Annotated in this window: 24 protein-coding genes and 3 pseudogenes; 12 read left to right on the top strand and 15 right to left on the bottom strand. The window is 62.7% G+C overall.

Going from position 1 to position 25,066, the window contains the following annotated elements:
- Window position 1: 1 nt before the first annotated feature.
- Together E4Q23_RS06815 and purB are read right to left on the bottom strand one after the other, a co-directional pair.
- Entirely contained in the window at window positions 2–367 is a 366-nt protein-coding gene (locus E4Q23_RS06815; protein WP_169065935.1) for a zinc ribbon domain-containing protein, read from the bottom strand.
- The gene (gene purB / locus E4Q23_RS06810; protein WP_169065934.1) at window positions 367–1,734 is read right to left on the bottom strand and encodes an adenylosuccinate lyase; all 1,368 of its coding nucleotides are present in this window, start codon (window positions 1,732–1,734) and stop codon (window positions 367–369) included. Before purB ends, E4Q23_RS06815 begins: the two co-directional genes overlap by 1 nt.
- Before the next feature lie 123 nt (window positions 1,735–1,857).
- On the opposite strand from purB, the pseudogene E4Q23_RS06805 reads away from it, so the two are divergent.
- Window positions 1,858–2,467, top strand: a pseudogene (locus tag E4Q23_RS06805) (glutathione S-transferase).
- Between the two features lie 86 nt (window positions 2,468–2,553).
- On the opposite strand, the pseudogene motB reads toward E4Q23_RS06805, so the two are convergent.
- Both motB and motA read right to left on the bottom strand, forming a co-directional pair.
- Window positions 2,554–3,509, bottom strand: a pseudogene (gene motB / locus E4Q23_RS06800) (flagellar motor protein MotB).
- Between the two features lie 32 nt (window positions 3,510–3,541).
- On the bottom strand, window positions 3,542–4,399 hold the full coding sequence (gene motA / locus E4Q23_RS06795; RefSeq protein WP_169065933.1) for a flagellar motor stator protein MotA: 858 nt from the start codon (window positions 4,397–4,399) through the stop codon (window positions 3,542–3,544).
- Window positions 4,400–4,693: 294 nt separating this feature from the next.
- Between motA and E4Q23_RS06790 the strand changes: the two genes are divergently transcribed.
- Window positions 4,694–5,239 carry an NUDIX hydrolase gene (locus E4Q23_RS06790; protein ID WP_169065932.1) on the top strand — a complete coding sequence of 182 codons (546 nt, stop codon included), beginning with the start codon at window positions 4,694–4,696 and terminating at the stop codon, window positions 5,237–5,239.
- A 115-nt stretch (window positions 5,240–5,354) separates the two neighbouring features.
- On the opposite strand, the gene E4Q23_RS06785 is transcribed toward E4Q23_RS06790, so the two are convergent.
- The 3 genes and pseudogenes from E4Q23_RS06785 to ccoG all read right to left on the bottom strand — a co-directional run bounded on the left by E4Q23_RS06785 (window position 5,355) and on the right by ccoG (window position 7,379).
- Window positions 5,355–5,495, bottom strand: coding sequence for a DUF3149 domain-containing protein (locus E4Q23_RS06785; protein ID WP_169065931.1), 141 nt, complete (start codon window positions 5,493–5,495; stop codon window positions 5,355–5,357).
- 3 nt (window positions 5,496–5,498) lie between these two features.
- Entirely contained in the window at window positions 5,499–6,056 is a 558-nt protein-coding gene (locus tag E4Q23_RS06780; RefSeq protein ID WP_169065930.1) for a FixH family protein, read from the bottom strand.
- Window positions 6,053–7,379: pseudogene (gene ccoG, locus E4Q23_RS06775) on the bottom strand (cytochrome c oxidase accessory protein CcoG). Before ccoG ends, E4Q23_RS06780 begins: the two are co-directional and overlap by 4 nt.
- Between ccoG and E4Q23_RS25120 the strand changes: the two are divergent.
- The gene (locus E4Q23_RS25120; protein WP_423753315.1) at window positions 7,269–7,511 is read left to right on the top strand and encodes a hypothetical protein; all 243 of its coding nucleotides are present in this window, start codon (window positions 7,269–7,271) and stop codon (window positions 7,509–7,511) included. The pseudogene ccoG and the gene E4Q23_RS25120 sit on opposite strands and share 111 nt — an antisense overlap.
- Window positions 7,512–7,634: 123 nt before the next feature.
- Here E4Q23_RS25120 and E4Q23_RS06770 read toward each other — a convergent pair whose 3' ends face one another.
- The 7 genes from E4Q23_RS06770 to E4Q23_RS06740 form a co-directional block, all read right to left on the bottom strand.
- On the bottom strand, window positions 7,635–8,423 hold the full coding sequence (locus tag E4Q23_RS06770) for a DUF3313 domain-containing protein (RefSeq protein ID WP_169065929.1): 789 nt from the start codon (window positions 8,421–8,423) through the stop codon (window positions 7,635–7,637).
- 145 nt (window positions 8,424–8,568) lie between these two features.
- Window positions 8,569–9,477 carry a cytochrome-c oxidase, cbb3-type subunit III gene (gene ccoP, locus E4Q23_RS06765; protein ID WP_169065928.1) on the bottom strand — a complete coding sequence of 303 codons (909 nt, stop codon included), beginning with the start codon at window positions 9,475–9,477 and terminating at the stop codon, window positions 8,569–8,571.
- Complete coding sequence (locus E4Q23_RS24510; RefSeq protein WP_272873644.1) at window positions 9,474–9,602, bottom strand: hypothetical protein; 129 nt, start codon at window positions 9,600–9,602, stop codon at window positions 9,474–9,476. Before E4Q23_RS24510 ends, ccoP begins: the two co-directional genes overlap by 4 nt.
- Window positions 9,603–9,670: 68 nt before the next feature.
- Window positions 9,671–10,285 (bottom strand): cytochrome-c oxidase, cbb3-type subunit II, encoded by a 615-nt coding sequence (gene ccoO / locus E4Q23_RS06755; RefSeq protein ID WP_169065927.1) that lies wholly within the window; start codon window positions 10,283–10,285, stop codon window positions 9,671–9,673.
- A 14-nt stretch (window positions 10,286–10,299) separates the two neighbouring features.
- On the bottom strand, window positions 10,300–11,727 hold the full coding sequence (gene ccoN / locus E4Q23_RS06750) for a cytochrome-c oxidase, cbb3-type subunit I (RefSeq protein ID WP_169065926.1): 1,428 nt from the start codon (window positions 11,725–11,727) through the stop codon (window positions 10,300–10,302).
- Window positions 11,728–12,068: 341 nt separating this feature from the next.
- Window positions 12,069–12,275 carry a cbb3-type cytochrome oxidase assembly protein CcoS gene (ccoS, locus tag E4Q23_RS06745; protein ID WP_169065925.1) on the bottom strand — a complete coding sequence of 69 codons (207 nt, stop codon included), beginning with the start codon at window positions 12,273–12,275 and terminating at the stop codon, window positions 12,069–12,071.
- A gap of 6 nt (window positions 12,276–12,281) precedes the next feature.
- The gene (locus E4Q23_RS06740) at window positions 12,282–14,765 is read right to left on the bottom strand and encodes a heavy metal translocating P-type ATPase (RefSeq protein WP_169065924.1); all 2,484 of its coding nucleotides are present in this window, start codon (window positions 14,763–14,765) and stop codon (window positions 12,282–12,284) included.
- A 324-nt stretch (window positions 14,766–15,089) separates the two neighbouring features.
- Here E4Q23_RS06740 and E4Q23_RS06735 point away from each other — a divergent pair, with 324 nt between their 5' ends.
- From E4Q23_RS06735 to ispH, 5 genes are read left to right on the top strand one after another with little or no spacing between them, the layout of a single operon-like run.
- Window positions 15,090–16,052 (top strand): bifunctional riboflavin kinase/FAD synthetase, encoded by a 963-nt coding sequence (locus tag E4Q23_RS06735; protein ID WP_169065923.1) that lies wholly within the window; start codon window positions 15,090–15,092, stop codon window positions 16,050–16,052.
- Window positions 16,022–18,880 (top strand): isoleucine--tRNA ligase, encoded by a 2,859-nt coding sequence (gene ileS / locus E4Q23_RS06730; protein WP_169065922.1) that lies wholly within the window; start codon window positions 16,022–16,024, stop codon window positions 18,878–18,880. Before E4Q23_RS06735 ends, ileS begins: the two co-directional genes overlap by 31 nt.
- Entirely contained in the window at window positions 18,867–19,391 is a 525-nt protein-coding gene (lspA, locus tag E4Q23_RS06725; protein WP_291995846.1) for a signal peptidase II, read from the top strand. The genes ileS and lspA overlap by 14 nt, the downstream gene beginning before the upstream one ends.
- 46 nt (window positions 19,392–19,437) lie before the next feature.
- Window positions 19,438–19,944 carry an FKBP-type peptidyl-prolyl cis-trans isomerase gene (locus E4Q23_RS06720; RefSeq protein ID WP_169065921.1) on the top strand — a complete coding sequence of 169 codons (507 nt, stop codon included), beginning with the start codon at window positions 19,438–19,440 and terminating at the stop codon, window positions 19,942–19,944.
- Window positions 19,945–19,952: 8 nt separating this feature from the next.
- Window positions 19,953–20,876 (top strand): 4-hydroxy-3-methylbut-2-enyl diphosphate reductase, encoded by a 924-nt coding sequence (ispH, locus tag E4Q23_RS06715; RefSeq protein ID WP_169065920.1) that lies wholly within the window; start codon window positions 19,953–19,955, stop codon window positions 20,874–20,876.
- Here ispH and E4Q23_RS06710 read toward each other — a convergent pair.
- Entirely contained in the window at window positions 20,842–21,690 is an 849-nt protein-coding gene (locus E4Q23_RS06710; protein WP_169065919.1) for an energy transducer TonB, read from the bottom strand. The two genes, ispH and E4Q23_RS06710, sit on opposite strands and share 35 nt — an antisense overlap.
- Before the next feature lie 205 nt (window positions 21,691–21,895).
- On the opposite strand from E4Q23_RS06710, the gene E4Q23_RS06705 reads away from it, so the two are divergent.
- From E4Q23_RS06705 to E4Q23_RS06690, 4 genes are read left to right on the top strand one after another with little or no spacing between them, the layout of a single operon-like run.
- The gene (locus E4Q23_RS06705; RefSeq protein ID WP_169065918.1) at window positions 21,896–22,342 is read left to right on the top strand and encodes a type IV pilin protein; all 447 of its coding nucleotides are present in this window, start codon (window positions 21,896–21,898) and stop codon (window positions 22,340–22,342) included.
- A 5-nt stretch (window positions 22,343–22,347) separates the two neighbouring features.
- Window positions 22,348–23,346, top strand: a complete 999-nt coding sequence (locus tag E4Q23_RS06700; RefSeq protein WP_248595285.1) for a GspH/FimT family pseudopilin — start codon at window positions 22,348–22,350, stop codon at window positions 23,344–23,346.
- A 5-nt stretch (window positions 23,347–23,351) separates the two neighbouring features.
- Entirely contained in the window at window positions 23,352–24,407 is a 1,056-nt protein-coding gene (locus E4Q23_RS06695; protein WP_169065967.1) for a PilW family protein, read from the top strand.
- Window positions 24,398–25,060: a pilus assembly PilX family protein gene (locus E4Q23_RS06690; RefSeq protein ID WP_169065916.1), complete on the top strand. Its 663-nt coding sequence runs from the start codon at window positions 24,398–24,400 to the stop codon at window positions 25,058–25,060. Before E4Q23_RS06695 ends, E4Q23_RS06690 begins: the two co-directional genes overlap by 10 nt.
- Window positions 25,061–25,066: the final 6 nt, after the last annotated feature.

The raw sequence follows: 25,066 nt of genomic DNA, 5'->3' as shown, positions 1-25,066 counted from the left end.
GTCAGCCCTTCCGGCGCGTGCGAAGCGTGCGAAAAATGCCGATCGCCACGCCGATGGTGATGCAGGTCGCAAGCGTCGCCAGGACATCGCTCCAGCGGGTTTGCTCTACACCAACGGCAGAAGACCAGACGGCGGCGATCAGACCGCCGGCGAGGACACCAAGTACGGCACCAAGAAAGATGGCGCCTTGCAGCGCACCGCGCCGACCGTCCTCGCCGCAGCAGGTGGGGCAGTAGCGGGCGTCGCCGGGCAGCATCCGCTGGCAGCTGCCGCAAACGATCGGCTCGAGCACCTCGCCGTCGCTCTTCGACACAGGCGTCGCATCGGTATCGGGGCCATCGGGACGCAGGGGAGCAGCGCTGCCCATCAAATCCTCCTCGCCAGTTCAGCGGCCTTGCCGGTATAGTCCCAAGGCGTCAGCGTCAGCAGTTCGGCCTTGGCTGCCGCTGGAATCTCCAGCGTCGAGACGAAATCCTGCATCGCCTGCCGTGAAACCCGTTTGCCACGAGTCAGTTCCTTGAGTTTCTCGTACGGATTGGCCACCGCATAGCGCCGCATCACCGTCTGCACTGGCTCGGCGAGCAGTTCCCAGTTGGCGTCGAGATCTGCATGCAGGCGCTCTGCATCGGCCTCGAGCTTGTTCAAGCCACGCAGCAGCGAGTCGTAAGCGAGCAAGGTATATCCCAAGGCCACCCCCATATTGCGCAACACCGTCGAATCGGTCAAGTCACGCTGCCAGCGCGAGATCGGCAACTTCTCGGCAAGGTGACGCAGCAAGGCATTGGCCAAGCCGAGGTTTCCTTCCGAGTTCTCGAAATCGATCGGATTGACCTTGTGCGGCATCGTCGACGAGCCGATCTCGCCAGCCTTGAGCTTCTGCCTGAAGAAACCGAGCGAGATATAACCCCACAGGTCACGGTTCAGGTCGACCAGAATCAGGTTGGTGCGGGCAAAGGCGTCAAACAGTTCCGCCATGGCGTCGTGAGGCTCGATCTGAATGGTATAGGGATTGAACTCCAGGCCCAGCGATTCGACGAAGCGACGCGCCAGACTCTCCCAGTCAAAATCCGGGTAAGCGGCGAGATGGGCATTGTAGTTGCCCACTGCGCCATTGATCTTGCCGAGCAGCGCTACCCGGGCGATGCCGGCGCGTGCGCGGCTCAGGCGATGGGTGACGTTGGCCATTTCCTTGCCGAGCGTCGTCGGCGTCGCCGGCTGGCCGTGCGTTCGCGACATCATCGGCAGTTCGGCAAATTCGTGCGCCAGATCGCGAAGGCGCGCCAGCACGCGGTCCAGCATCGGCAACATCGTTTCGTCGCGAGCCGTCTGCAGCATCAGGGCGTGCGCCAGGTTGTTGATGTCCTCCGAGGTGCACGCGAAATGGATGAACTCGGCGACGGCCATCACTTCTGCATTGCCTGCCAAGCGCTGCTTGATCCAGTACTCGAGCGCCTTGACATCATGGTTGGTGACCGCCTCGATCGCTTTCACCTCGCCGGCCTGCTGGACACCGAAGTCACTCACCAGGGCATCAAGCTCGGCCAGCGTTGGCGCAGAAAAGGCCGGTATTTCGGCGAAATGCGGCTCGGCAGCCAGAGCCTTCAGCCACTCGATTTCGACCTGCAAACGACGGCCGATGAGTCCGTATTCGGAAAACTGGGGGCGCAGCGGGTCAAGCCTGCCCGCGTAACGGCCATCCAGCGGGGAAAGGGAAACAAGTGCGGAATCGGGCATGGCGGGCGTCCTTGAGGCGTGTGCAGGGTAGCCCGCTATTTTACCCGTCCGCGGCATGCGCTCGTAATTGAGATACCGCTGCAATGGTATAATTGTGCGCAAATATTTACTGTCGGGAAACAAATGAAGCTCATCGGATCGCTGACCAGCCCCTACGTCCGCAAGGCACGCGTCGTTCTGGCAGAAAAGAAAATCGACTATGAGTTTGAGTTGGATTCGCCATGGACTCCGGCAACGCAGGTGGCCAACGTCAATCCGCTGGGAAAGATACCGGTCCTCGTCCTGGATGACAGCACCACCCTATTCGACTCACGAGTGATTGTCGAGTACCTGGACAATGTCGCTCCGAACAACAAACTGATGCCCAACCAGAATCGTGAGCGCATTGAAGTCAAGCGCTGGGAGGCGCTGGCTGACGGCGTCTGTGATGCGGCCGCGCTGACCTTCCTCGAAAAAAAAGCGCCCGCCCGCTCAGCAAGCTGCTGACTGGATCAAGCGCCAGGAAGACAAGATCGGCCGCAGCCTGGAGTTCATGGCCGAAGAACTGGGTGACAAAAGCTTCTGCATGGGCATGCATTTTTCGCTCGCCGACGTCGCCGTGGGCTGCGCGCTTGGCTATCTGATCCTGCGTTTCCCCGAGATCCACTGGCAGGAACAGCACGCCAACCTTGCCCGCCTCTACGGCAAACTGATGACACGCTCCGCCTTCGCCGAAACCGTGCCGCACGACTGATCAGGATTGCCCGAGCGCGCCCCCGGCCGGCGTTGCGCTTGAGCAAACAGCAACTGCCATCACACCGCGCACGGCACAGTTCAGCCCTAGCGGCCGCTCCCTGGCGGTGAGGCGATGGCGTCGGCATTGATTCCCTGGCCGCTAACCTCGACTGCATCCGCCTTGCCGTCTTCCTGTAACAAGGCCTCTTCCGCACGTCGATTGAGAACGATGATACTGATCCGGCGATTGATCGAGCTGAGCGGATCGTTCTTGTCGAAGAGTACGGTGGACGACAGGCCGACGACGCGCAACACCTTGTGCTCATCCATGCCACCGGCAATCAGCTCGCGCCGCGAAGCGTTGGCGCGATTGGCCGACAACTCCCAGTTCGAGAAACCCTTGGCACCGCCACCGAACTGAGCGGCGTCGGTATGCCCCGACAGACTCAGCTTGTTCGGCACGGCATTCAGCGCCTTGCCAATTTCATGCAGAATGGTACGCGTATAGCTCTTCAGGTCGGCGCTACTGGTATCGAACATCGGGCGATTCTGCTCGTCGACGATCTGGATGCGCAAACCTTCGCTGGTAATATCGATCAACAACTGGTTCTTGAACTGCCTGAGCGCCGGATTGCTTTCAATCAGCTTTTCGATATTCTGCTTGAGTTCCCCCAGCATCAGCGTCTCGCGCTCTTCGAAGACCTTGCGCGCATGCTCGGCGTTGGTCTCCTTGAGGTTGATGGTCTTGCTCTGAGCCTCGATATCGCCTCTCTTGACCTGCCCGGCGGTGCGCGTCAGGTCCTTGCCACCACCCTTGAGGACACTCGAACTGTCGCCGGTGCCCGACCCTCCCTGCGAAGCAATCTTCAGCGGGTTCTGGAAATAGTCGGCGATCCCCTGCAGATCACCGCTGGCCGTCGAGCCGAGCAGCCACATCAGCAGAAAGAAAGCCATCATCGCCGTCACGAAGTCGCGTAGGCAATCTTCCAGGCGCCCCCGTGGTGCGCCGCTGCCACCTTCTTGATACGCTTGATGACGATTGGGCGTACGTCTTCGCTCATTCAGCGCCTCCCCTGAGTCGCATCCGCATCGCCTATTTGCCTTTGCGATTCTTGAGTTCGTCTTCGAGTTCGCCAAACGTCGGACGCACCCCGGAGGCCAGGGTCTTGCGACCGAATTCGACGGCCACCTGTGGCGCATAGCCGGACATCGACGCCAGCAGGACGACCTTGATCACCTGATAGATCTTCGCGCCGTCCTGGGCCTTCTGTTCGAGCAGGCTGGCCACCGGCGAGACGAAGCCGTAAGCGATGAGAATACCGAGGAAGGTGCCGACCAGCGCACCACCGATCATTTTTCCCAGCACCGCCGGCGGCTCGCCGACCGAGCCCATGACGTTCACCACGCCCATCACGGCAACGATGATACCGAAGGCCGGTACCGCGTCGGCAATCTTGGAGACGACATGTGCCGGCGTCTCGGCCTCGTGATGGTGGGTGTCGATTTCGATATCCATCAAATTCTCGATCTCGATGGCGTTGAGGTTGCCGCCGACCATCATGCGCAAATAGTCGGTAATGAACTCCATCACGTGATGATCGTTGGCAAGCACCGGGTACTTGCTGAATATCGGGCTGTCGTGCGGGTTCTCGACGTCGTTCTCGATCGACATCAGCCCTTCCTTGCGCACCTTTGCCAAGACCTCGAAGAGCATCGCCAGCAGGTCGACGTACAGCGCCTTGGTGAACTTCGAGCCCTTGAAGATTCCCGGCAAGGCAGCAATCGTCGACTTGATGATTTTCAATTCGTTACTGGCGACGAAGCCACCAATGGTCAAACCAACGATGGCAATGTATTCCATCGGCACCCACAGCGCCGCCAGGCTGCCGTGAACCGCGTAGGTGCCCAGTGCTGCCACCAGAATGATTACGTAGCCAACAATCAGAAACATCCGCCCCCCCTTGTCATCGCGCCCAAGGCGCGTGTCGCTGACTTAACACAGCATTGTCGCGCATTGTATAGCCAGATGGCACACTGCAGGCACAGGCCAAACGGCAAGGCAGCGCCTCTTCGGCAAAAGATTGTGCTCTTTCGAGCCCCGCTTGCCGGGCCGCCTCCCCAGCACGCGACCCGCGACCGCCACTTGCCCTGCGGCAGAGGCCAGAGCCATCGCCACAGGCGATGCCCTGCCGGCCCGAATCATATAAACTTGCGGCGTCATCGAACGCAGCGGGGACTCCGAGAAATGTATTTCTGCAGCCAATGCGGCGAAGCGGTCAGCCTGTCGATTCCGGAGGGCGACAACCTCCCCCGGCACGTATGCGAAAGCTGCGGCACGATCCATTACCAAAATCCGAAGCTGGTGATCGGTTGTATCGCCGAATGGCAGGAACAAATCCTCCTGTGCCGGCGTTCGATCGCCCCACGCTACGGCTTGTGGACGCTACCTGCCGGCTTCATGGAGAACGGTGAAACGACCCGCCAGGGCGCGCTGCGCGAAACACTCGAAGAAGCCTGCGCACGCGTCGAGCTTGGCGAACTGTTCTCGCTGGTCAACATCCCGCACATCAACCAGGTGCACCTCTTCTACCGTGCCCGCCTGCTCGATACCGGCTTCGCAGCCGGATTGGAAACCCTGGAAACAGCGCTCTTCGCCGAAACAGAGATCCCGTGGCAGGAACTCGCTTTCCAGAGCGTCACGCTCTGCTTGCGGGCCTATTTTGCCGACCGTAAGGCAGGCCAATTCGTGCTCCACGAAGAAGAGTTGCGGCCAGCGGCGGCACACGCCTGAGCCCGCACACGCGCCGATGAGCACCGGCGGCAGTGGCGCGCGCGTCCTTGCCGCCGCCAGCGCCGTCGGCGCCTACGCTCGCCGCCCGCCGAAAATGGCGATCAGGCGTTGCGGCCTAAGTCTTGTTCCGCTGTTCGCCCTGACGCATTTTCTTGTGGAAGTAATACGGGAACCAGACCGACATGCCGAGGAGGAAGACAATCACGAAAACGCTGAACAGACCGTAATCACTCGAAAACAACAGATCCCAAGCCATTCCTTACCTTTCTTTATCAACTGAAATTTTTTCGTCAGCAGGCAGTACTCGGGCCGAGGGTATCAGCCGCAGCGCAGGCTGTTTGTCACTCTCCCAGTCACCCGCCAACAGCCACTCCTGCTGTTCATCTTCAAGGACAAGATGCCAGCGACCATGGATCGGCAGCAGCTTGGCGCCATAGACGCCACCCCCTTCGGAGCGCATTGAAACGCTCTGATCGAAACCCGGCCGCGTCGGGTGCGTAATGCGCAAGCTGAGCGTGGCCGGCAATGGCGTCCCCTCCTTGGCGCGCAGCAGAACGCGAATGCGATCGCGATCCCCGCCGAGAATCAGCTCCGCTTCGAGTCCCAACTCGGCCGCACGCAGGTGACGCTCGCTGCGTTGATTGATCGCCAGTCCCTGCTTGTAGTAATCGTCGGCTACCAGGCCATCATTGCTGATCACTGCCAGATAGGCGGTCGCCACACCAGCGACAATGACCACCGCCGGCCCGAGCATGATCAGCCAGGGCCAGGGCTCGCGGTACCATGGGCCGCTATCGGTCGCGCGCCTACTCTTCATGGCATGAAAAAGCTTGCTTTTTCGCGAACCGAGAGCTTGTCGTCGCTCTCGGAACGAACCTCGAAGAAGATTTCATTGGAGCCCTTTTTCCCAGCCCCTGGCTCGACCCGTGCCGAGAGGGAAACGGTCTGCGACGAAGCGGCCGGAAGATCAACAAGGCGCTCGCCAACGATATCGATACCGTCCATGCCGCTGACCGTGATCGCATAGCGGTGCGGCACTTCGGCGGTATTCGAAATACGCAGCGTGAACACGTTCTCGATACGCCCGTCGGTGGCCTCGCGTGACAGGCTCGAACGATCACGCAGCACGTCCAGCTTCAGCGGCACGCGCTGGCTGAGGCTCCACACGGCAGCGAGGATGATGGCCAACAGGATGCCGCTATAGAGCAGCGTTCTGAAACGCCACAGGTGCCCGATGATCTCCCGCGCCGTGTAGTGTTTGGCCAGGGCGTTCTCGGTCGAATAGCGAATCAGACCGCGTGGCGAACCGACTTTGTCCATCACCTGATCGCAGGCATCGATACAGGCCGCACAGGCAATGCACTCGAGCTGTAGACCATTGCGAATATCGATACCGGTTGGGCAAACCTGAACGCAGATGCTGCAGTCCACACAGTCACCCAGTGGCGGCGCATCGGCAGCCCCTTTCTTCTTGCGCAGCCCGCGTGGCTCGCCGCGCTCAGGGTCGTAAGTAATGATCAGGGTGTCGGAGTCAAACATCACGCCCTGGAAGCGTGCGTACGGGCACATGTACTTGCAAACCTGCTCGCGGAGAAAACCGGCCATCATGTACAGGAAAAAGGCATAGAAGAAAACCCAAAAGGCCTCCCATGGCCCGATCCGGAACGACACCAATTCGGCGAGCAACTCCTTGATCGGCGTGAAATATCCGACGAAGGTAATCCCCGTCCATAGCGCAACCAACAGCCACAGCGCATGCTTGACGAACTTGAGCCGGAACTTGCGCGCATTCATCGGCTGCGCGTCGAGCTTCATTCGCGCCGGACGTTCGCCCTCGATCTTGCGTTCGATCCACATCAGTATTTCGGTGTACACGGTCTGCGGGCAGGCGTAGCCGCAGAACAGGCGCCCCCCCCACGGCGGTGACCAGGAACAGTCCGTAGGCCGAAATCACCAGCAGGATCGCCAGATAGATGACATCCTGCGGCCAGAAGACCATGCCGAAAATGTAAAACTTGCGTTCGATGATATGGAAAAGTACCGCCTGGCGGCCGTTCCATTCGAACCAGCACAAACCGTAGAACAAGGCCTGGGTAAAAAACACCATCACCCAGCGCCAGTTGTTGAACAGCCCCGTCACGGTACGGGCATACACCGTTTTGTGCTTCTCGTACAAACCTTCGACGTTGATGGGAATTGCCTTGGCCTGTCTGCTGGCCGCCTCATTCATGATCTTAGCTCCGATCAATTTCAGAATTACACCAAACGCTAATATACAGATTGGCGTCCGAAGTGGGTTTGATATGTATCAGCGACAGGAGCGATTCGGGAGCAGCACATGTTCCAAGCCTTTTCGTCAAGCCGCCGACGACTCGTCAACGGCCGTTTGGCTCGCTTACTGCTGGACGCCACGCAGTTCGCCGAGACGCTTGGCAACCAGAAGCGACCACTTGTCGAAGGCATTCTTGGCGTACGACCAGGCCTGGAAAGAGTTCAGGTAGCCGCTGGCCCAGGTCTGTGCTGCGCCGACAGCGCTCCCGTCGACGTCTGCCGCGTACTTGCGTCCGATCTCGGTATCGCGGCATTCGGCGACGATAGTGCCCGACCCGCCATCGCGGAACTGCATCTCCATGCCCGTCTCGCCCATGTAGGGGGTGGAACCGGCCGGCCGGCCAGTGGCGGCACCGGAGCCCGCTTCAACGACGAAACCGTAGGGAATCAGCGTCCCGGCGACGCTATCGGTCACCTTGGTGGGTACCAGGTCAGTGAGCGCGATGCGCATGACCAGCACCCCTGGTCCAGCCTGAGCGACCACCTGCATCTGCGGCTTCAAGGCCTTGACCAGCGAAGCGTGGAAGTAGTCGGTCAGCGTCTTGAGGTCACTTGGATCGATGGTCTGCGGCTCGCTCTGGTCCTTCGGCGCGACGAGCGACACCACGATGCGCGAAATCAGCACCTTGTCGTACTTTTTGGCGTCGAGTTTCGGATCTCGCCAGCATTCGGCTCCCTCAGCTCCCGGGGCTGGCGTCAGGCGCGCGTAATCGGACAAGAAACCGCTGTGCGTCATGCGCGTCTTGTCACTGGCGGTGACCGTTGCGCCACTGCCCATCACAGCGGTGTCGCTCGCGCAGCCGGCGAGGAGAAGGACGGCAGCAAGCGTGGTAAGGGTTGCGGATTTTTTCATGAGGGTCCCTGAAGACAGTTGAATTTGAGGAACTGGCTTTGCCAGCGCTGCGCTTGCCGCTTCCAGGAGGACGCTGGCAAAGGATCGCGCAGCAAGAAAAAAAGAGCGGCCAAGCGGCCGCTCTCGCTCAGACTGAACGCCCGTGCTACTTGCTTTCGCCACCCTTGCCCAGGCTCATCACATAGGCGGCCAGGACATGCACCTTGGCGTCACCGAGAAACGCCTGCCAGGCGGGCATCTGGTTGGTGCGCCCCTTGGCAATGGTCTCGATGATAGTCGCCTCCGAACCACCGTACAACCAGACTTTGTCGGTCAGATTGGGCGCCCCCAGCGCAGCCATTCCTTTTGCATCCGCCCCATGGCAGCCCGAGCAGCCGACGCTGTTGAAAGCTTCCTGGCCCTTGGCGGCGCGCAAAGAATCGGCAGGCAAACCTGAAAGTGAGCGCACGTAGTTGGCGAGATCCTTGATCGTGTCGGCGCCCACTTGAGCGTGTGCAGGCATGACCCCCATCCGACCAGCACTGATCGTTTCAACGATCTGGGCCGGATCGCTGCCCCACTGCCAATCGTTGTCAGCGAGATTCGGGAAACCTTTCCCGCCGCGTGCGTCGGCACCATGGCACTGCATGCAGTAGGTCAGATACAAGCGTTTGCCGGTTTCGACGCCTTCCTTGTCGGCGGCCAGGGCCGGCAGATCCATGGCCAGGTACTTGTCGTACAGCGGCTTGGTTTCGGCATCCGCTTTCGCCACCTCCTTCTCGTACTGCCCACTCGACGACCAACCCAGTACGCCCTGGAAACTGCCGAGCGTCGGATAGAGAACACAGTAAACCAGCGAGAAGACCACGGTAATGTGGAACAACCACATCCACCACTTCGGCAGCGGGTTGTTGTACTCCTCGAGGGTCTCGTCCCAGACATGACCGGTGGTATGCGCCTGATCGCTAACCGGTGTGATGTTTTGCGACCAGAGCACGACGCTACAGGCAATGATGCTGATCGCCGTCAGGAGAATAACGTACCAGTTCCAGAACTGATTCACAAAATCGCTCATGATGCTTTCCTTTGTCCGTTGCGATCCAGGCCGAGCTCGGCCCAATCCGCTTCCTCATCGATGAACGGCAGCATGGCCGCTTCCTCGAAGCGCTTCTTGTTACTTTTAACGCCGTAGGCCACCACACCACTCCCAGGAAGGTGAGCAGCGAAACGACTGTGACGATGGCTCGTAGATCATTGATATCCATGAGTTACTTCGCGTCCTTCAGTTCGAGGCCCATGCCCTGCAGATAGGCGATGATGGCGTCGAGTTCACTCTTGCCTTCGAGCTGTGCCTTGGCGCCGGCGATCTCCTCGTCGCTGTAGGGAACGCCGACCTTGCGCAACTGGCGCATCTTGGTCTCGATCAGCGCCGCATCGGCAGGATTGCCCTCCAGGAAAGCGAAGGCCGGCATGTTCGACTCGGGAACCACGTCGCGTGGATTGATCAGGTGCGCGCGATGCCACTCGTCCGAATAGCGACCACCAACCCGATGCAGGTCCGGGCCGGTACGCTTCGATCCCCACTGGAAGGGATGATCGTAGACAAACTCACCGGCGACCGAATAGTGGCCATAGCGCTCGGTCTCAGCCCGGAACGGACGAATCATCTGCGAGTGGCAAAGGAAGCAACCCTCACGGACATAGACATCACGCCCGGTCAGGCGCAGTGGATCGTAGGGCTTGAGCCCGGCCACCGGCTCGGTGGTCGACTTCTGAAAGAAGAGCGGCACGATTTCGACCAAGCCACCGACGCTGACCACCAGAATGGTCAGCACCACCATCAGCCAGACATTGCGTTCAATACTGTCATGCGTGAATTTCATTTCATTCCTCTCTCTTAGGCGTGCTGGGCAGCTGGTTGCAGGACCAGCGCATCGTCCACCGTGCGCCCGCCAGCCATCGTCTTGACCATGTTGTAGGCCATGATCAGCATGCCGGAAAGGAAGAGAACGCCCCCGACGAAGCGGATCGCCCAGAACGGATACGAGGCCTTGACCGATTCAACAAAGCTGTAGGTCAGGGTACCGTCCGCGTTGACCGCCCGCCACATCAGCCCCTGCATGACGCCGGCAATCCACATCGAAGCGATGTAGAGCACCACACCGATCGTTGCCACCCAGAAATGCACCGTGATCAGTTTGACGCTGAACATTTCCGGCTTGCCGAAGAGGCGCGGCAGCAGGTAATACATCGAGCCGATGGAGATCATCGCCACCCAGCCAAGCGCACCGGAGTGCACGTGCCCGACCGTCCAGTCGGTGTAGTGCGAGAGCGCATTGACCGTCTTGATGGCCATCATCGGACCCTCGAAAGTCGACATGCCGTAGAAGGACAGCGAGGTGATCAGGAACTTGAGGATCGGATCGTCACGCAGTTTGTGCCAGGCACCGGAAAGGGTCATCACGCCATTGATCATGCCTCCCCAGGAGGGTGCCAGCAGAATCAACGAAAACACCATACCCACCGATTGCGTCCAGTCCGGAAGTGCCGTGTAGTGCAGATGGTGCGGGCCGGCCCACATGTAGGTGAAGATCAGCGCCCAGAAGTGCACCACTGACAGACGGTAGGAGTACACCGGGCGACCGGCCTGCTTGGGGACAAAGTAGTACATCATGCCGAGGAAGCCGGCGGTCAGGAAGAAACCCACCGCGTTGTGGCCATACCACCACTGCACCATCGCGTCCTGCACGCCGGCATAGGCCGAGTAGGACTTGGTCAGGGAAACCGGGATAGCGGCGCTATTGACGATGTGCAGCAGCGCAACGGCGAGGATGAAGCCGCCGTAGAACCAGTTGGCGACGTAGATATGGGTCACCTTGCGCTTGGCGATGGTGCCGAAGAACACGACAGCATAGGAAACCCAGACCACCGCGATCAGGATATCAATCGGCCATTCAAGCTCGGCATACTCCTTGCCCTGGGTCATCCCCAGCGGCAGCGTGATGGCCGCCAGAACGATCACCGCCTGCCAGCCCCAGAAAGTAAAAGCAGCCAGGCCGTCCGAAAAAATTCGCGTATGGCAGGTGCGTTGTACGACGTAATACGAGGTAGCGAAAAGTGCGCTGCCGCCAAACGCAAAGATCACCGCGTTGGTGTGCAGCGGACGCAGGCGACCGAAATGCAGAAAGCCCAGATTAAGGTCAGGCCAGACCAGCTGCGCGGCAATGATCACCCCGACCAGCATTCCGACAATACCCCAAATGACGGTCATCACGGCAAACTGCCGCACCACCTTGTAGTTGTATGTTGACTGAGTTTCCGACATGGACTCACCTCGTTTATGACTGTAAAGCGGTTCTCACCGCCCCGTACACCGCAATGCCCACTATCACCCCATGGACACCGGCTTTGCGGATGCTATTTTAACCTCTTGCGGCGCAACTTGACACCCGTCAAACAGCCGCCAAACGATCATCGACGTCGAATGGGCAAAAAAAGGGTGCGCCGAGACGCACCCCAACCCCAACCGAGAAACCGCCTTTCACATCCCGCAACGCACAATGCCAGCGTGTTGGCGACACCCAATGCTGACAATTATCGTAGGCGCAACGGTATTTGTTTTGATGTGCGTCAAGAGTGCTGGCGATCGGCGGTCCGGGAATTCGCTCAGCTTGGCCCGCGCCGGTCTTCGGTCGGCGCTGGATCGGCGCCCTTCTCCAGTGGACTTGTGACCCGGTCGTCGTCCATCAAAACGCGGTAGGCCGGGCCCTCGAGGTCGTCGAACTGACCGTTGCGCAGCGACCACCAGAAGGCGATGCCGATCAGGAAGACCAGGACAATCGAGATCGGAATCAGCAGGTATAGCGTTTCCATCAGCCCTCATCTCCCGCCGACTTGCCGCAAGCGCATGGAATTGAGCACCACCAGCAGCGAACTTCCCGACATGCCGATACCGGCCATCCACGGAGTGATGTAACCGCCCATCGCCAGTGGCAGGGCGACCACGTTGTAAGCGAAAGACCATAACAGATTCTGCCGTATCACCGCCAGCGAGCGGCGTGCGACAAATACGCCACGCCGCAGGTGATCCAGATTTTCGGAGAGCAGGACCAGGTCGGCCTGCGTGCGCGCCAACTGCGCGCCGCCGCCCATGGCCACCGAAACCTGCGCCTGGGCCAGCACCGGCGCATCGTTGACGCCATCGCCGATCATTGCCACCACCGCTCCACTGTCCTGCAATTGGCGAACAAAATCCTGCTTCGCCTGCGGCGACGCACCCGCCACCACCTCATGGATGGCCAGAGCCTGCGCCACGCGCCACACCGCCGGAGCCGCGTCGCCACTCAGCAGAATTACCTGCCGCCCCTGCCCCTGCAAGGCGGCGACCAGAGCCGCGGCTTCCGGCCGCGGCTCGTCGCCGACACGAAACAGCGCCATCCAGCCGCTCTCGTCACCGAGAGCAACGACGGTATCACCGCTGGCCAGCACGGCCTCGGCCGCCGCCGGCAGCGGCTCGCCGTGCAAGGTGAGAACATAGCCGGGTTGGCCGAGGCGTACGCGGCGGCCAGCGTGCCGGGCCGTGATCCCCTGACCCGGCTCGTTGCACAGCGCGTCGACCAGCGGCAGCACCTGGCCATTGCTTGCGGCGCGCAAAGCGGCAGCAATCGGGTGTTCGGACGCCTGCTCCAGCGCCGCCGCCAGAGCCAGGCAATGCGCCGGCGTCACCTGCTCGTTCAAGGGCACGACTTCAAGCAGGCGCATACGCCCACTGGTCAGCGTGCCGGTCTTGTCGAACACGAAATGGCTGGCCCGGGCGAGGGTTTCGACGGCGTGGCTACGCGTCACCAGCAGGCCTGCCCGGGCCATCGCTCCGCTGGCCACGCTCAGGGCCACCGGCGTCGCCAGCGACAAGGCGCAGGGACAGGTAACCACCAGCACCGACACCGTGATCCACAGCGCCTGTGCAGGATCGATGGTCCACCAGACGACGGCGACCGCGGCCGCCAGGGCGAGCAGGCTGATGATGAAGCGACCGGCAATGCGATCGGCCAGTTCGACGATGTGCGGCTTCTCGGCCGCCGCCCGCTCCATTAACCGGATGATCGCCGATAGGCGCGTCGCCTCGCCGACGTGCACCACCTCGACCAGCAAAGGGCTCTCGATATTCACCGCGCCACCGGTCACCGCCAGCCCTGGTTCCTTTCTCACCGGTGCGCTTTCGCCGGTGAGCAGGGCCTCGTCGCTACTGCTCGCCCCTTCGAGCACCCGCCCGTCGGCCGGAATCGTCTCGCCGGGCCGGACCAGCACGACATCGCCGGGATGCAGGTCGGCGACCATCACCTGCTCGACCTCGCGGCTCTGCGGATAAGCGGCAAGGCGGCCGGCCACGGCCGGCATCAGCTTGGCCAGCGCCTCGGTGATGCTGACCGCGCGTTGCCGCGCGCTCATCTCCAGGAAACGCCCGGTGAGCAGGAAAAAGACGAACATCGTCACCGAGTCGAAGTAAACCTCGCCGCTCGCCGTCAGAGTGGCCCAGACGCTGGCCGCAAAAGCTGCGCCAACGCCGAGGGCAACCGGGAGATCCATGCCGACCCGGCGCAGGCGCAGATCGCGCCAGGAATTACGGAAGAACGGTGCCGCCGAATAGAAGACCACCGGCGTGGTCAGCAGCAGGCTCGCCCAGCGCAGCAGCAACTCGATGTCCGGCGTCATTTCGCCATCGCCGGCCAGGTACAGTGGCACGGCGTACATCATCACCTGCATCATGCCGAAACCGGCGACGAACAGCCGCCACAGCGCGCGCCGCCGCTCTTTTCCGGCCAGCTCCTCACTCTTCGCCGGATCGTAGGGATGGGCGTGATAGCCAATGGCGGCGATCGCCGCCAGAATGGCGGAGAGCTTGATGCGCTGCTCGTCCCAGCGAATTCGGGCACGCCGCGTGGCGTAGTTGATGTCCACCGCGGTGACCCCGGCGAGCCGCGAAAGATGCTGCTCGTTGAGCCAGATGCACGCCGAGCAGGTGATCCCTTCGAGAATCAACGACGCCTCCCGTTCGCTGCCGCCGGCAGCGCCTTCGCGGCCAGCTTCGCCAGCGGCCGGAAGAACGCGCACGAAGCTCTTCTGGAAATCCGGGTGATCAAAGACCTGCAGGCCGGCGACCAGCGCCGGCAGCGCCTCGCGTGGCGCATTCGGCAGCTGGTCACGGTTATGATAATAGTCGGCCAGCCCATTGGCGACGATCGCCTGCGCCACCGCCTGGCAGCCGCCACAGCACATGGCACGCGGCTGACCGTCGATGCCTACTTCAAGATCGACGCCAGCCGGCACCGGCTGACCGCAATGGTAGCAATTGCTGTTGTTCATCACTGCCAGGGAGAAAGAAAACGGGAAAGAGCAGCGCCCGGCGCCCGCATGCAGCGCCGGCTTGCGGCTCCGCTGAGCCCTTGCGCTGAGCGAGCGCAGACGCGAAACTGTCGGCATCTTACTGCCAATCGCGCCGCAACACGGACAACAGCCGGCCGGCAAAGGCTCCGCGCAAGCAGCGGACGATGCGTCCACTCTGGCCTGGAAAGCGCCGTCAGACAGCCCGCACTGGCCCGCGGAACACGGTCGAGCGCTGTTCGATAGCCGCTGACGGCGCAGGAAACTGGTTATAATCGCACGTTTTTTCGGCCTCCCCTGCCCCCGATGCTCGTCTATCGAGGTTATTCCCGGAAAGCACACAGCGCCACTGTATTGACCATCGGCAACTTCGATGGCGTACACCTGGGCCATCGCGCGCTGCTCGCCCGCCTGACGGCGACTGCGGCCAACGCCGGCCTGCCGGCTGCCGTGCTCACTTTCGAGCCGCACCCGCGCGAGTTCTTCGCGCCGCAAGCAGCGCCCTCGCGCCTGTCCACGCTGCGCGAAAAACTCGAACTGCTCGCCGACGACGGCGTCGACCTGAGCTATGTCTGCCACTTCAACGCCGCCTTCGCCGCTTTGACGGCCGAAGTGTTCATCGAGCAGGTGCTGGTCGACGCGCTGCGCGTCCGCCATCTGATCGTCGGCGACGACTTCCGTTTTGGCGCCCGACGCAGTGGCGATTTCGCCTTGCTGCGCGCGGCCGGCGCCCGCCTCGGTTTTCAGGTCGAAGCCATGCACAGCGTCACTCTCGAAGGCGAACGCGCATCCAGTTCGGCGGTTCGCGATGCGCTCCAGGACGGGCGCCTGGAGCACGCCGCGCGCCTGCTCGGCCGCCCCTATGCGATCGACGGACGCGTGGTGCGGGGTGAACAGCTCGGCCGGCAGTTGGGCTTCGCTACCGCCAACATCCGCATCAAGCACCAGAAACCGCCGCTGCAAGGCGTCTTCGCCGTCGAGGTCAGCGGTCTGCCCGGCGGCCCGCAGCGCGGCGCCGCCAACCTTGGCTACCGCCCGAGCGCCAACCAGGTGACGCGACCGCTGCTCGAAGTACACCTTTTCGACTTCTGCGCCGACATCTACGGCGCGCACCTGAGCGTGCGTTTCCTGCACAAGCTGCGCGACGAAATGAAATTCCCCGACTTCAACGCCCTGAAGGCGCAAATCGCCGCCGACGTCGAAGCCACGAAAGCCTATTTCCAGTTCCGAGACCCGCCATGGCTGACTACAAGCAAACCCTCAACCTGACCGACACGCCGTTTCCGATGCGTGGCAATCTCCCCAGCCGCGAGCCACAGTGGGTCGCCGCCTGGCAGGAGAGCAAGCTCTACGAACGCATCCGTACGGCCGCGCAGGGACGGCCACGTTTCGTCCTGCACGATGGCCCGCCCTACGCCAACGGCGACATTCACATCGGTCATGCGGTCAACAAGATTCTCAAGGACATCATCGTCCGCGCCAAGACCCTGGCCGGTTTCGACGCCCCCTACGTTCCGGGCTGGGATTGCCACGGCCTGCCGATCGAGCATCAGATCGAATTGCTGCACGGCAAACACGTGCCGGCCGACCAGGTGCGTGCGCTTTGCCGCGCCTTTGCCGCCGAGCAGATCGAGCGTCAGAAGAAAGACTTCATCCGCCTTGGCATTCTCGGCGAGTGGGACAATCCCTACCTGACGATGGACTTCAAGACCGAGGCCGACGAAATCCGCGCTCTCGGCGCGATTCTTGAAAAAGGCTACCTCTACCAGGGCCTCAAGCCGGTCAACTGGTGCCTCGACTGTGGCTCGGCGCTGGCCGAAGCGGAAGTCGAATACGAAGACAAGAGCTCGGCGGCGATCGATGTTGCTTTCGAAGTGCATGCCAATCACGCCGACAAGGTAGCCAGGGCCTTCGGCCTGAGCCACCTGCGTGGCCCCGCCTTTGCCGTCATCTGGACGACCACCCCGTGGACCCTGCCGGCCAACGAGGCGGTCAGCGCCCACCCGGACTTCGAGTACCAGTTGATCGACACCCCGAAAGGTGCGCTGATCCTGGTTCGCGAACTCGCCGACGCCTGCCTGCAGCGCTATGCCCTGACCGGCAAGGTGCTCGGTTCCGCCAGGGGCGCGGCACTCGAGCAGGTCCTCCTCCGCCACCCCTTCCAGGCCCGTGACGTAGCGATCGTCTGCGGCCGCCACGTGACCGTCGAAGCCGGCACCGGCCTGGTGCACACCGCGCCGGCGCACGGCACCGACGACTACCTGATCGGCAAGGTCTATGGCCTGCCGGTGAACAACCCGGTCGGCGACGACGGCCGCTTCGTGGCCGGCACGCCGCCGCTGGCAGTCGGCGAACTGGTCGGCAAGAGCGTCTGGGAGGCCAACCCGCTGGTCCTCGAACAACTCGCCGGCAGCGGCCACCTGCTCTGCTTGGAGAAGATCCAGCACAGTTACCCGCACTGCTGGCGCCACAAGACGCCGATCATTTTCCGCGCCACGACGCAGTGGTTCGTCGGTATGGAACAGCGAGCGCGGACGCCAGGCGACGACTCGCCGGCGGCGGGCCAGCCACAGCTCGCCCACAACGACGAGGAAGCGAGCCTGCGTTGGTGCGCCGAACGCGCCGTCGACGAAACGCAGTTCTTCCCGAGTTGGGGTCGCGCCCGCCTCGAAGCAATGATCAAGACGCGCCCCGACTGGTGTGTTTCACGACAGCGCAACTGGGGCGTTCCGATCCCCTTCTTCCTGCATCGCGAGACCGGCGCAGCGCATCCGCGCACCGCCGAGCTCGTCGAAGCCGTCGCCCAGCGCGTCGAAAAAGCCGGCATCGAAGCCTGGTTCGCGCTCGAAGCGCAGGAACTGCTCGGCGCCGAAGCCGCGCAGTATCGCAAGATGAGCGACACCCTCGACGTCTGGTTCGACTCCGGTGCCACCCACTCGAGCGTCCTGCGCGGATCGCATCGCACGCAGCTGAGCTACCCCGCCGACCTCTATCTCGAAGGCTCCGATCAGCATCGTGGCTGGTTCCAGAGCTCGCTGCTGATCGGCTGCGCCATGGACGGCCGCGCGCCCTACAAGGCCTTGTTGACGCACGGCTTCGTGGTCGACGGCAAGGGCCTGAAAATGTCCAAGTCGAAAGGCAACGTGATTGCCCCGCAGAAAATCGCCGATACTCTGGGCACCGAGATTCTCCGCCTGTGGGTCGCGGCCACCGACTACTCGGGTGAACTGTCGATCTCCGACGAGATTCTCAAGCGCGTCGTCGAATCCTACCGGCGCATCCGCAACACCCTGCGCTTCCTGCTCGCCAACACCGCCGACTTCGACCCCAGGCGCGACCTGCTGGAGGTTGAGCAGTGGCTGGAGATCGACCGCTACGCACTGGCCATGACGCGCGAAATGCAGGCGCAATGCGAAGCCGACTACGCGCGCTTCGAGTTCCATCACGTCGTCCAGTCGTTGCAGACTTTCTGCTCCGAAGATCTCGGCGGCTTTTATCTCGACATCCTCAAGGACCGTCTCTACACCACGGCCGCCGGATCACCCGCGCGGCGCGCGGCGCAAAGTGCCCTGTGGCACATCCTGCAAAGCTTCGTCAAATTGATGGCGCCGATCCTCTCCTTCACCGCCGAAGAGATCTGGCAGCTGCAGACCGGCGACACGGCGCAGTCGGTGATGCTGCACACCTGGCAAGCGCTACCGGAACCGGCAGACGAGGCGGAATTGCTCGGCAAGTGGCGCAAAATCCGCGCCTATCGCGCCGAGGTCATGCGTGCGCTCGAAGAGCTGCGCATCGCCGGCAAGATCGGCTCCTCGCTGCAAGCCGAGGTGCGCCTGCACTGCGCTGGCGAAAAGCACAGCATCCTCGCCTCGCTCGGCGACGACCTGCGCTTCGTATTGATCTGTTCGCAGGCGACGGTGATCGAGGTGCTCGACAGCGCTGCCGAGCAGTTGCTCTGCGCGCCCCTGGTGGCGGCCAAGTGCGAGCGTTGCTGGCACGTCCGCGACGACGTCGGCAGCCAAGCGACTCGGCCCGGCCTCTGCGGCCGCTGCGTCAGCAACCTCGACGGTGAGGGTGAAAGCCGTGCCTTCGCGTAATATCGAGCGCTGGCTATGGCTAGCCGGGGTCATCGTCCTCCTTGACCAGCTCAGCAAGTGGCTGGTCCTGGCCTGGCTACAGCCCGGCGATTCGATCTACGTCACCCCCTTCTTCAACTGGGTGCTGACCTTCAACGCCGGCGCCGCGTTCAGCTTCCTCTCCGATGCCGGCGGCTGGCAGCGCTGGTTCTTCACCGCGCTGGCGCTGGCCATCTCGGCCTGGATCGTCAGCCTCCTGCCGCGTCATAGCGGTGAATTCACCATCTCGCTGGCGCTTACCCTGATCCTCGGCGGTGCGCTCGGCAACGTCATCGATCGCCTGCGCTTCGGCGCGGTGGTCGACTTCATTCAATGGCACGCCGCCGGATTCTACTGGCCGGCCTTCAACATCGCCGACGCGGCAATCAGCGTCGGCGCGGTGTTGATGATCATCGACCAGTTGTTCGGCACGCACAACAGCGACGCGACGCCTGGCCAGGCCACAAGGTCGCACCGCGGCGAACGGCATTGAGCCACGACCCTGACCGCGGCGCGGCCGCCAGCAAACGAGGAAGCGCATGAAGCCCACTCCAAGCACTCCAAGCACTCCAAGCACGCCAAGCACTCCCGCCTCCCCCGCCTCTCCGGAAAGCGCTCCGATCGTCGGCCGCGACAGCTACCTGACGCTGCACTACAGTCTTTCCGACGTGGACAACACCGACTACGTGAGCACTTTCGATCTCTCTCCGGCGACCCTGCAGATGGGCAGCGGTCAGCTCGCCGAGACGCTCGAGGCTTGCCTGATGGGCATGGCCGCTGGCGAACGCCGGGTCTTCGAACTGGCGGCGGAAGACGCTTTCGGCCCCCACAATCCACGCCTGATCGAACGTATCGCACGCAGCGCGCTGCCGCCGGAGGTCGAACTCAAGGTCAACTCGCTGATCGAGTTCAGCTCGCCCGACGGCGCCGGCGACTTTGCCGGCTTCCTGCGCGAACTGACCGAGAGCAGCGCGACCTTCGACTTCAACCATCCGCTGGCCGGCAAGGCGGTGCGCTTCGAAGTCCACATCATCGCCGTCATGTGAGGCCCAGCATGCAGATCATTCTCGCCAATCCCCGCGGCTTCTGCGCCGGCGTGGACCGAGCCATCGCCATCGTCGAGCGGGCGCTCGAAAAGTTCGGCGCGCCGATCTATGTTCGCCATGAAGTGGTCCATAACAAGTTCGTCTGCGACGATCTACGCCGCAAAGGCGCCGTTTTCATCGACGAGCTGGCCGACGTGCCCAGCGGCGGCACGGTCATTTTCAGCGCTCATGGCGTCTCCAAAGCGGTTCGCGAGGAGGCGGCAGGGCGTGGCCTGAAGGTTTTCGACGCCACCTGTCCGCTGGTCACCAAGGTGCACCTGGAAGTTGCCCGGATGCGCAACGAAGACCGCGAGATCATCATGATTGGCCACAAGGGACATCCCGAAGTCGAAGGCACGATGGGACAAAGCGGTGACGGCATGTACCTTGTCGAAACCGTCGCCGACGCCCGCCAACTGCAAGTTAAAACCCCTGCCCAACTGGCCTACGTCACGCAGACCACGCTCTCGATCGACGACGCCGCGCAGGTCATCGCCGCCCTGCGGGAGCGCTTCCCGGCGATCATCGGCCCGAAGAAGGACGACATCTGCTATGCCACGCAAAACCGCCAGGACGCCGTCAAGCAACTGGCCCGGGAAAGCGACGTGGTGATCGTCGTCGGTAGTGAGTCGAGTTCCAACTCCAACCGCCTGCGCGAAGTGGCGGAACTGATCGGCAGCCGCGCCTACCTGGTAGACCAGGCCGATCAGATCGACCCCGCCTGGCTCAGCGGCGCCAACCGCGTCGGCGTCACCGCTGGCGCCTCGGCACCCGAAGTGCTGGTGCAAAACGTCGTCGATCGGCTCGCCGCGGGTGATCGCAGCAAGCTCGAACAACTCGACGGTGCCGAAGAAAACGTCACCTTTGCGCTGCCCCGCGAGTTGCAGGGCTGAGCCCACGGCGATCGCTGGCGTGACTGCTGCCAGGATCGCCAGCGTCGAAGCCGACCTCGAAGCGGCTCTCGCTGCTTACCGCGACTCCCTGAATTTCACCCGGGCGAAAGCGCAAGCGGGAAAAAGCGGCGACCGCCGCCTCGTCATACGCGGGTGGCAGATTGCTGCTTGCCACTTCGACGCGGTCGACCGCCCCATCCGCCGCCAGGAAGACGCGTAGCACCACCTTGCCGCCGCGCAGCGCATGGCCTGCGCTGTCATCGGGCGGCTCGATCGCGGGCTCGTCCAGCGGCACGGCGGCGACGGTCAGTTCAGAGCGACGAAAATACCACAGGCCCGCTGACAGCTCTGCTGGCAAGGGCTGCACCAGGTAGGGCGGCATAGACGCGGCCAGCAGGCGCTGACCACGCGCCGCAAGCCTCTCGGCAGACAGCAGCGGCGGCGACGGCGACGGCGACGGCGCCTTGCTGGCGTCGGCACTCGCTCCGGATTCGCTGCCTGCGCTGCCTGCCCCGCTTCCAGGCGCTGCGCCGGCTGCACGGACCTCCTCTGCTGCCCTGCCCGCAGGCGCCTCGCTTGCCGGCTGCGGCCCTTCCCGTCCCGGCTCTTGCAGTGGCGCAAGAAGGACGGCGCTGATCGCCGTCGCTGCACGCCCCGCCGCCGACGGCGATGCCACGTCAGCGGCCGCGCCGACTACGCAGCGCAGGGCCGCCAGCCCGCCCAGATGCAAGGCCAGGGATAGGCCCAGCGCCAGGCCCAGCCGCTGCCATTTTGGCCACCACCCCGCCAGGCTGTCCGAGAAGACCGATGTCAAGAAATCCACTGTCCGAAAGAGAATGCCAAAACTGGCAGCAGCTGGATTCTAGGCGCCCGAGTCAATACCTACCCTGCCACTCGTCCGCTACCAGGCACCGTATATCACTCCGGATTGGCGCCTCAATCAGCCTCGACTATGATGGCAGCAGTTGCCTTTGCGCCGTGCCCGCCCGGGCTTGCCGCCCTTGAGGAAAGAAAACGCCGTGAAAAGACACGCTGGCTTCACCCTGATCGAGATCATGATGGTGGTCATCATCATCGGCATCCTGGCCGCCATCGCCGTTCCCAGTTACAGCGATTACCTGATCCGCTCACGCATCACCCAGGCCACCGCCGGGCTTTCCGAGAAACGGGTACGCATGGAGCAGTTCTTTCAGGATAACCACCTCTATTTTCAGGCGGCTCCGGCGATCAGCGCACCCGCCTGCGCCGACGACACCACCGCCAGCCAATACTTCAATTTCACCTGCCCGACCCTCACCGCCACCACCTACACCCTGACCGCCACCGGCAAGAGTTCGATGAGCGGCTTCACTTACACCCTCGACCAGGCCAACGTCAGAAGCAGCACCATTGCCAGCCCGGCACCGTCCGGCTGGGTACATGCACTGACTGCCTGCTGGATGACCAACAAGGGAGGTGGCTGTTGAACGGCATGCGTGGCTTCAGCCTGATCGAACTGATCGTCGGCATGGCCATCCTCGGCATCCTGATGAGTCTCGGCATTCCGGCGTTCAGCGACTGGATGCGCAACGCCAGGGTGCGTACGACAGCCGAATCGGTACTGAACGGCCTGCAGTTGGCCAGGGTCGAGGCCGTGCGACGAAACACTACGGTTGGCTTCTACTTGGTAACCAACCCGGACGACTGCACGTTAAGCACCGCGGGCCCCAACTGGATCGTCAGTGTCGTCTCCCCTGACGGGCCGTGTAGCGCGCCAAACATCATCCAGGCGCGCAGTGGCACCGAAAGCGGCGGCGCGGCGACGACGGTGGCAGCCAGTCAATTCTCGGTGGTTTTCAATGGGCTTGGTCGCCCCCCTGCCTGTCGTCGTCCCCATCACCATCAGTTTCACCGACGCGGCCGGCGCGGCCTGTGTGGATGCGGGAGGACCGGTACGCTGTCTGCGCGCCGAGATCTCGGTCGGCGGCCAGATCCGCATGTGCGATCCCGCATTGCCCGCTGGAGATGCTCAGGGATGCTGATGAACGAACATCCGAAGCTCCCCCGGGAACAAGCGGGCGTCATGCTGCTGGAAGCCCTGATCGCGATCCTCATCTTCTCGCTGGGCATCCTTTCGCTGGTCGCCCTGCAGGCCACCGCGATCCAGCTCACTGGCGACGCCAAATACCGTACCGATGCCACGCTGCTGGCCAACCGATTGATCGGACAGATGTGGGTGAGTGATGGCGACCTGAACGCGTTCGCAACCGGTGGTGCAGCATACGACACATGGCTGGCCGACGTATCAGGCCCTGAAGGTCTGCCAGGCGTTGTCGCGGCTGCGGACGACGTCATCTCGACCCTGCCGACGGTGACCGTTGGCGCTGCAGGGGTGGTTGAGATCACCCTTTTCTGGCGCACGCCGGAGATGGCAGCGGCTGAAGCCGGCCACCGTCACGTCGTGGTCTCACAGATCGTCAGGAATCCCTGAACGCCATGAAATTACACTCAACTCTTCCGCCGGCAATGCCAGAGCACCACCGCGGCTTCACCCTGGTTGAAGTGATGGTCGCCATGGTCATCGGCATGCTTGGCCTGATCATCATGATGCAGGTCTTCTCCGCTGCCGAGGGCCAGCGGCGAGCCACGACCGGCAGCGGCGACGCACAAAGCAACGGCGCCATGGCGCTCTATGCGCTGCAGCGCGACATCCGTCAGGGCGGTTACGGCTTCAATGCCGTCAACACCTTCGGCTGCCCGCTCGCCCTCCCCGCGCCGGCCAGTCGTACCTTGGCGCAGCTGGCGCCAGTGATCATCAATCCGCCGACCGCAGACGTTCCGGCCGGCGATGCCAACACGGACACCTTGCTGATCGCCTATGGCAACAACGAAGGCCCGCCTGAGGGCGATGTGATCACGGCGGTCAACGGCTCTCTACTCGCGGTAGCGGCGGCGACAAATTACCGTACGGGGCAGCAAGTCATCGCGGCACCGTCTGCCCCCACTGCAGGTTGCGCCCTCACCTTGACGGCGGTTGGGACGCCAGTTACGGCGCCCAATGTGCCCGTCAGCGATGCGACCGGCGCGGTCGATGGCGGCACGCTGTTCAATCTGGGCACCGCCCCAAGATTTCTTGCCTACGCCGTTCGTGGCGGCAACCTGACCGTGTGCGACTACCTCACCGCGAATTGCAGCGCCGCCGCCAATTACATCGCCATCGCTAACAACATAGTCAGCCTGCGCGCTCAGTATGGACACGCCTCGACGGACGTGAGCGGCGTCGACTCCTGGGATCAAACCACGCCAGCGGACGCCAACCAGGCAACGCTGGCCTGCCTGTGGGCAAGAACCTCGGCGCTACGTATCGCCATCGTCGCTCGCAACAGCCAGCTGGAACGTGATCAGATCACCGCCGTCGCACCGACCTGGTCGGGTAGCGCGGGCGCAGCGCTCACTCTGAGTGGGCGCGCAAATTGGCAGAACTACCGCTACAAAGTCTTCGAAACCATCATCCCGATTCGCAACCTGCCCTGGATGGGAACATGTACCTAAGGCCAGCTCTCCACCGCCGCCAAGCCCTCGCCGGTCACCTGCGCAGCAGCCAGCGCGGTGTCGTCCTGCTCGTCGCGCTGATCATCCTGGTCGCCCTGACCCTGTCCGGAGTGGCGCTCATTCGCTCGGTTGATACCGCCAACCTGATTGCCGGCAACCAGTCTTTTCATCAGTCGGCCGTACATGCCGCCGAGAGGAGCACGGAAGTCGCCATCAGCTGGCTGGAGTCGAATAACGCCCTCGGCGACCGTGACCTTTTCGACAACAACGCCGCTGCCGGCTACCTAGCATCACGGCCGCCTGACGGCAGCGGCGACCCCAGCGCCGACGAGTCCTGGGACGCGTTCTGGTTCAGAGTGTTGAGAGCGCAATCTGTTGTCGCCCCACCTTCTGCTCCGACCTGCCCGACTGACGACAACGCCGATGCAGCCTGCAACAACGTGCGTTACGTCATTCAACGGCTATGTGCAACAACCGGCGCGCCACACGTCGCCAACTGCGCCAAGCAACCCGCCTCGATCAGCAGCGGTGGCAGCTTCGGCGCTGGCGGCGTCTCGCCGCTGACCAACAATCAGGTGTATTACCGGATCACCACGCGCATTGCCGGACCACGCAATACTCTCGCCTTCATCCAGACGATCGTTGCGCTATAGGTCCAC

It is taken from the genome of Candidatus Accumulibacter phosphatis (genome assembly GCF_012939955.1).
Classification (GTDB): Bacteria; Pseudomonadota; Gammaproteobacteria; order Burkholderiales; family Rhodocyclaceae; genus Accumulibacter; species Accumulibacter delftensis.
This window is presented reverse-complemented; position numbering and strand designations above follow the sequence as displayed.

Coding starts and splice junctions, on each gene's coding strand:
- E4Q23_RS06815 (WP_169065935.1), bottom strand. CDS start 367: ATGGGCAGCGCTGCTCCCCTGCGTCCCGATGGCCCCGATACCGATGCG.
- purB (WP_169065934.1), bottom strand. CDS start 1,734: ATGCCCGATTCCGCACTTGTTTCCCTTTCCCCGCTGGATGGCCGTTAC.
- motA (WP_169065933.1), bottom strand. CDS start 4,399: ATGTTTCTGATTGTTGGCTACGTAATCATTCTGGTGGCAGCACTGGGC.
- E4Q23_RS06790 (WP_169065932.1), top strand. CDS start 4,694: ATGTATTTCTGCAGCCAATGCGGCGAAGCGGTCAGCCTGTCGATTCCG.
- E4Q23_RS06785 (WP_169065931.1), bottom strand. CDS start 5,495: ATGGCTTGGGATCTGTTGTTTTCGAGTGATTACGGTCTGTTCAGCGTT.
- E4Q23_RS06780 (WP_169065930.1), bottom strand. CDS start 6,056: ATGAAGAGTAGGCGCGCGACCGATAGCGGCCCATGGTACCGCGAGCCC.
- E4Q23_RS25120 (WP_423753315.1), top strand. CDS start 7,269: ATGGAAAAGTACCGCCTGGCGGCCGTTCCATTCGAACCAGCACAAACC.
- E4Q23_RS06770 (WP_169065929.1), bottom strand. CDS start 8,423: ATGAAAAAATCCGCAACCCTTACCACGCTTGCTGCCGTCCTTCTCCTC.
- ccoP (WP_169065928.1), bottom strand. CDS start 9,477: ATGAGCGATTTTGTGAATCAGTTCTGGAACTGGTACGTTATTCTCCTG.
- ccoO (WP_169065927.1), bottom strand. CDS start 10,285: ATGAAATTCACGCATGACAGTATTGAACGCAATGTCTGGCTGATGGTG.
- ccoN (WP_169065926.1), bottom strand. CDS start 11,727: ATGTCGGAAACTCAGTCAACATACAACTACAAGGTGGTGCGGCAGTTT.
- ccoS (WP_169065925.1), bottom strand. CDS start 12,275: ATGGAAACGCTATACCTGCTGATTCCGATCTCGATTGTCCTGGTCTTC.
- E4Q23_RS06740 (WP_169065924.1), bottom strand. CDS start 14,765: ATGAACAACAGCAATTGCTACCATTGCGGTCAGCCGGTGCCGGCTGGC.
- E4Q23_RS06735 (WP_169065923.1), top strand. CDS start 15,090: ATGCTCGTCTATCGAGGTTATTCCCGGAAAGCACACAGCGCCACTGTA.
- ileS (WP_169065922.1), top strand. CDS start 16,022: ATGGCTGACTACAAGCAAACCCTCAACCTGACCGACACGCCGTTTCCG.
- E4Q23_RS06720 (WP_169065921.1), top strand. CDS start 19,438: ATGAAGCCCACTCCAAGCACTCCAAGCACTCCAAGCACGCCAAGCACT.
- ispH (WP_169065920.1), top strand. CDS start 19,953: ATGCAGATCATTCTCGCCAATCCCCGCGGCTTCTGCGCCGGCGTGGAC.
- E4Q23_RS06700 (WP_248595285.1), top strand. CDS start 22,348: ATGCGTGGCTTCAGCCTGATCGAACTGATCGTCGGCATGGCCATCCTC.
- E4Q23_RS06695 (WP_169065967.1), top strand. CDS start 23,352: ATGAAATTACACTCAACTCTTCCGCCGGCAATGCCAGAGCACCACCGC.
- E4Q23_RS06690 (WP_169065916.1), top strand. CDS start 24,398: ATGTACCTAAGGCCAGCTCTCCACCGCCGCCAAGCCCTCGCCGGTCAC.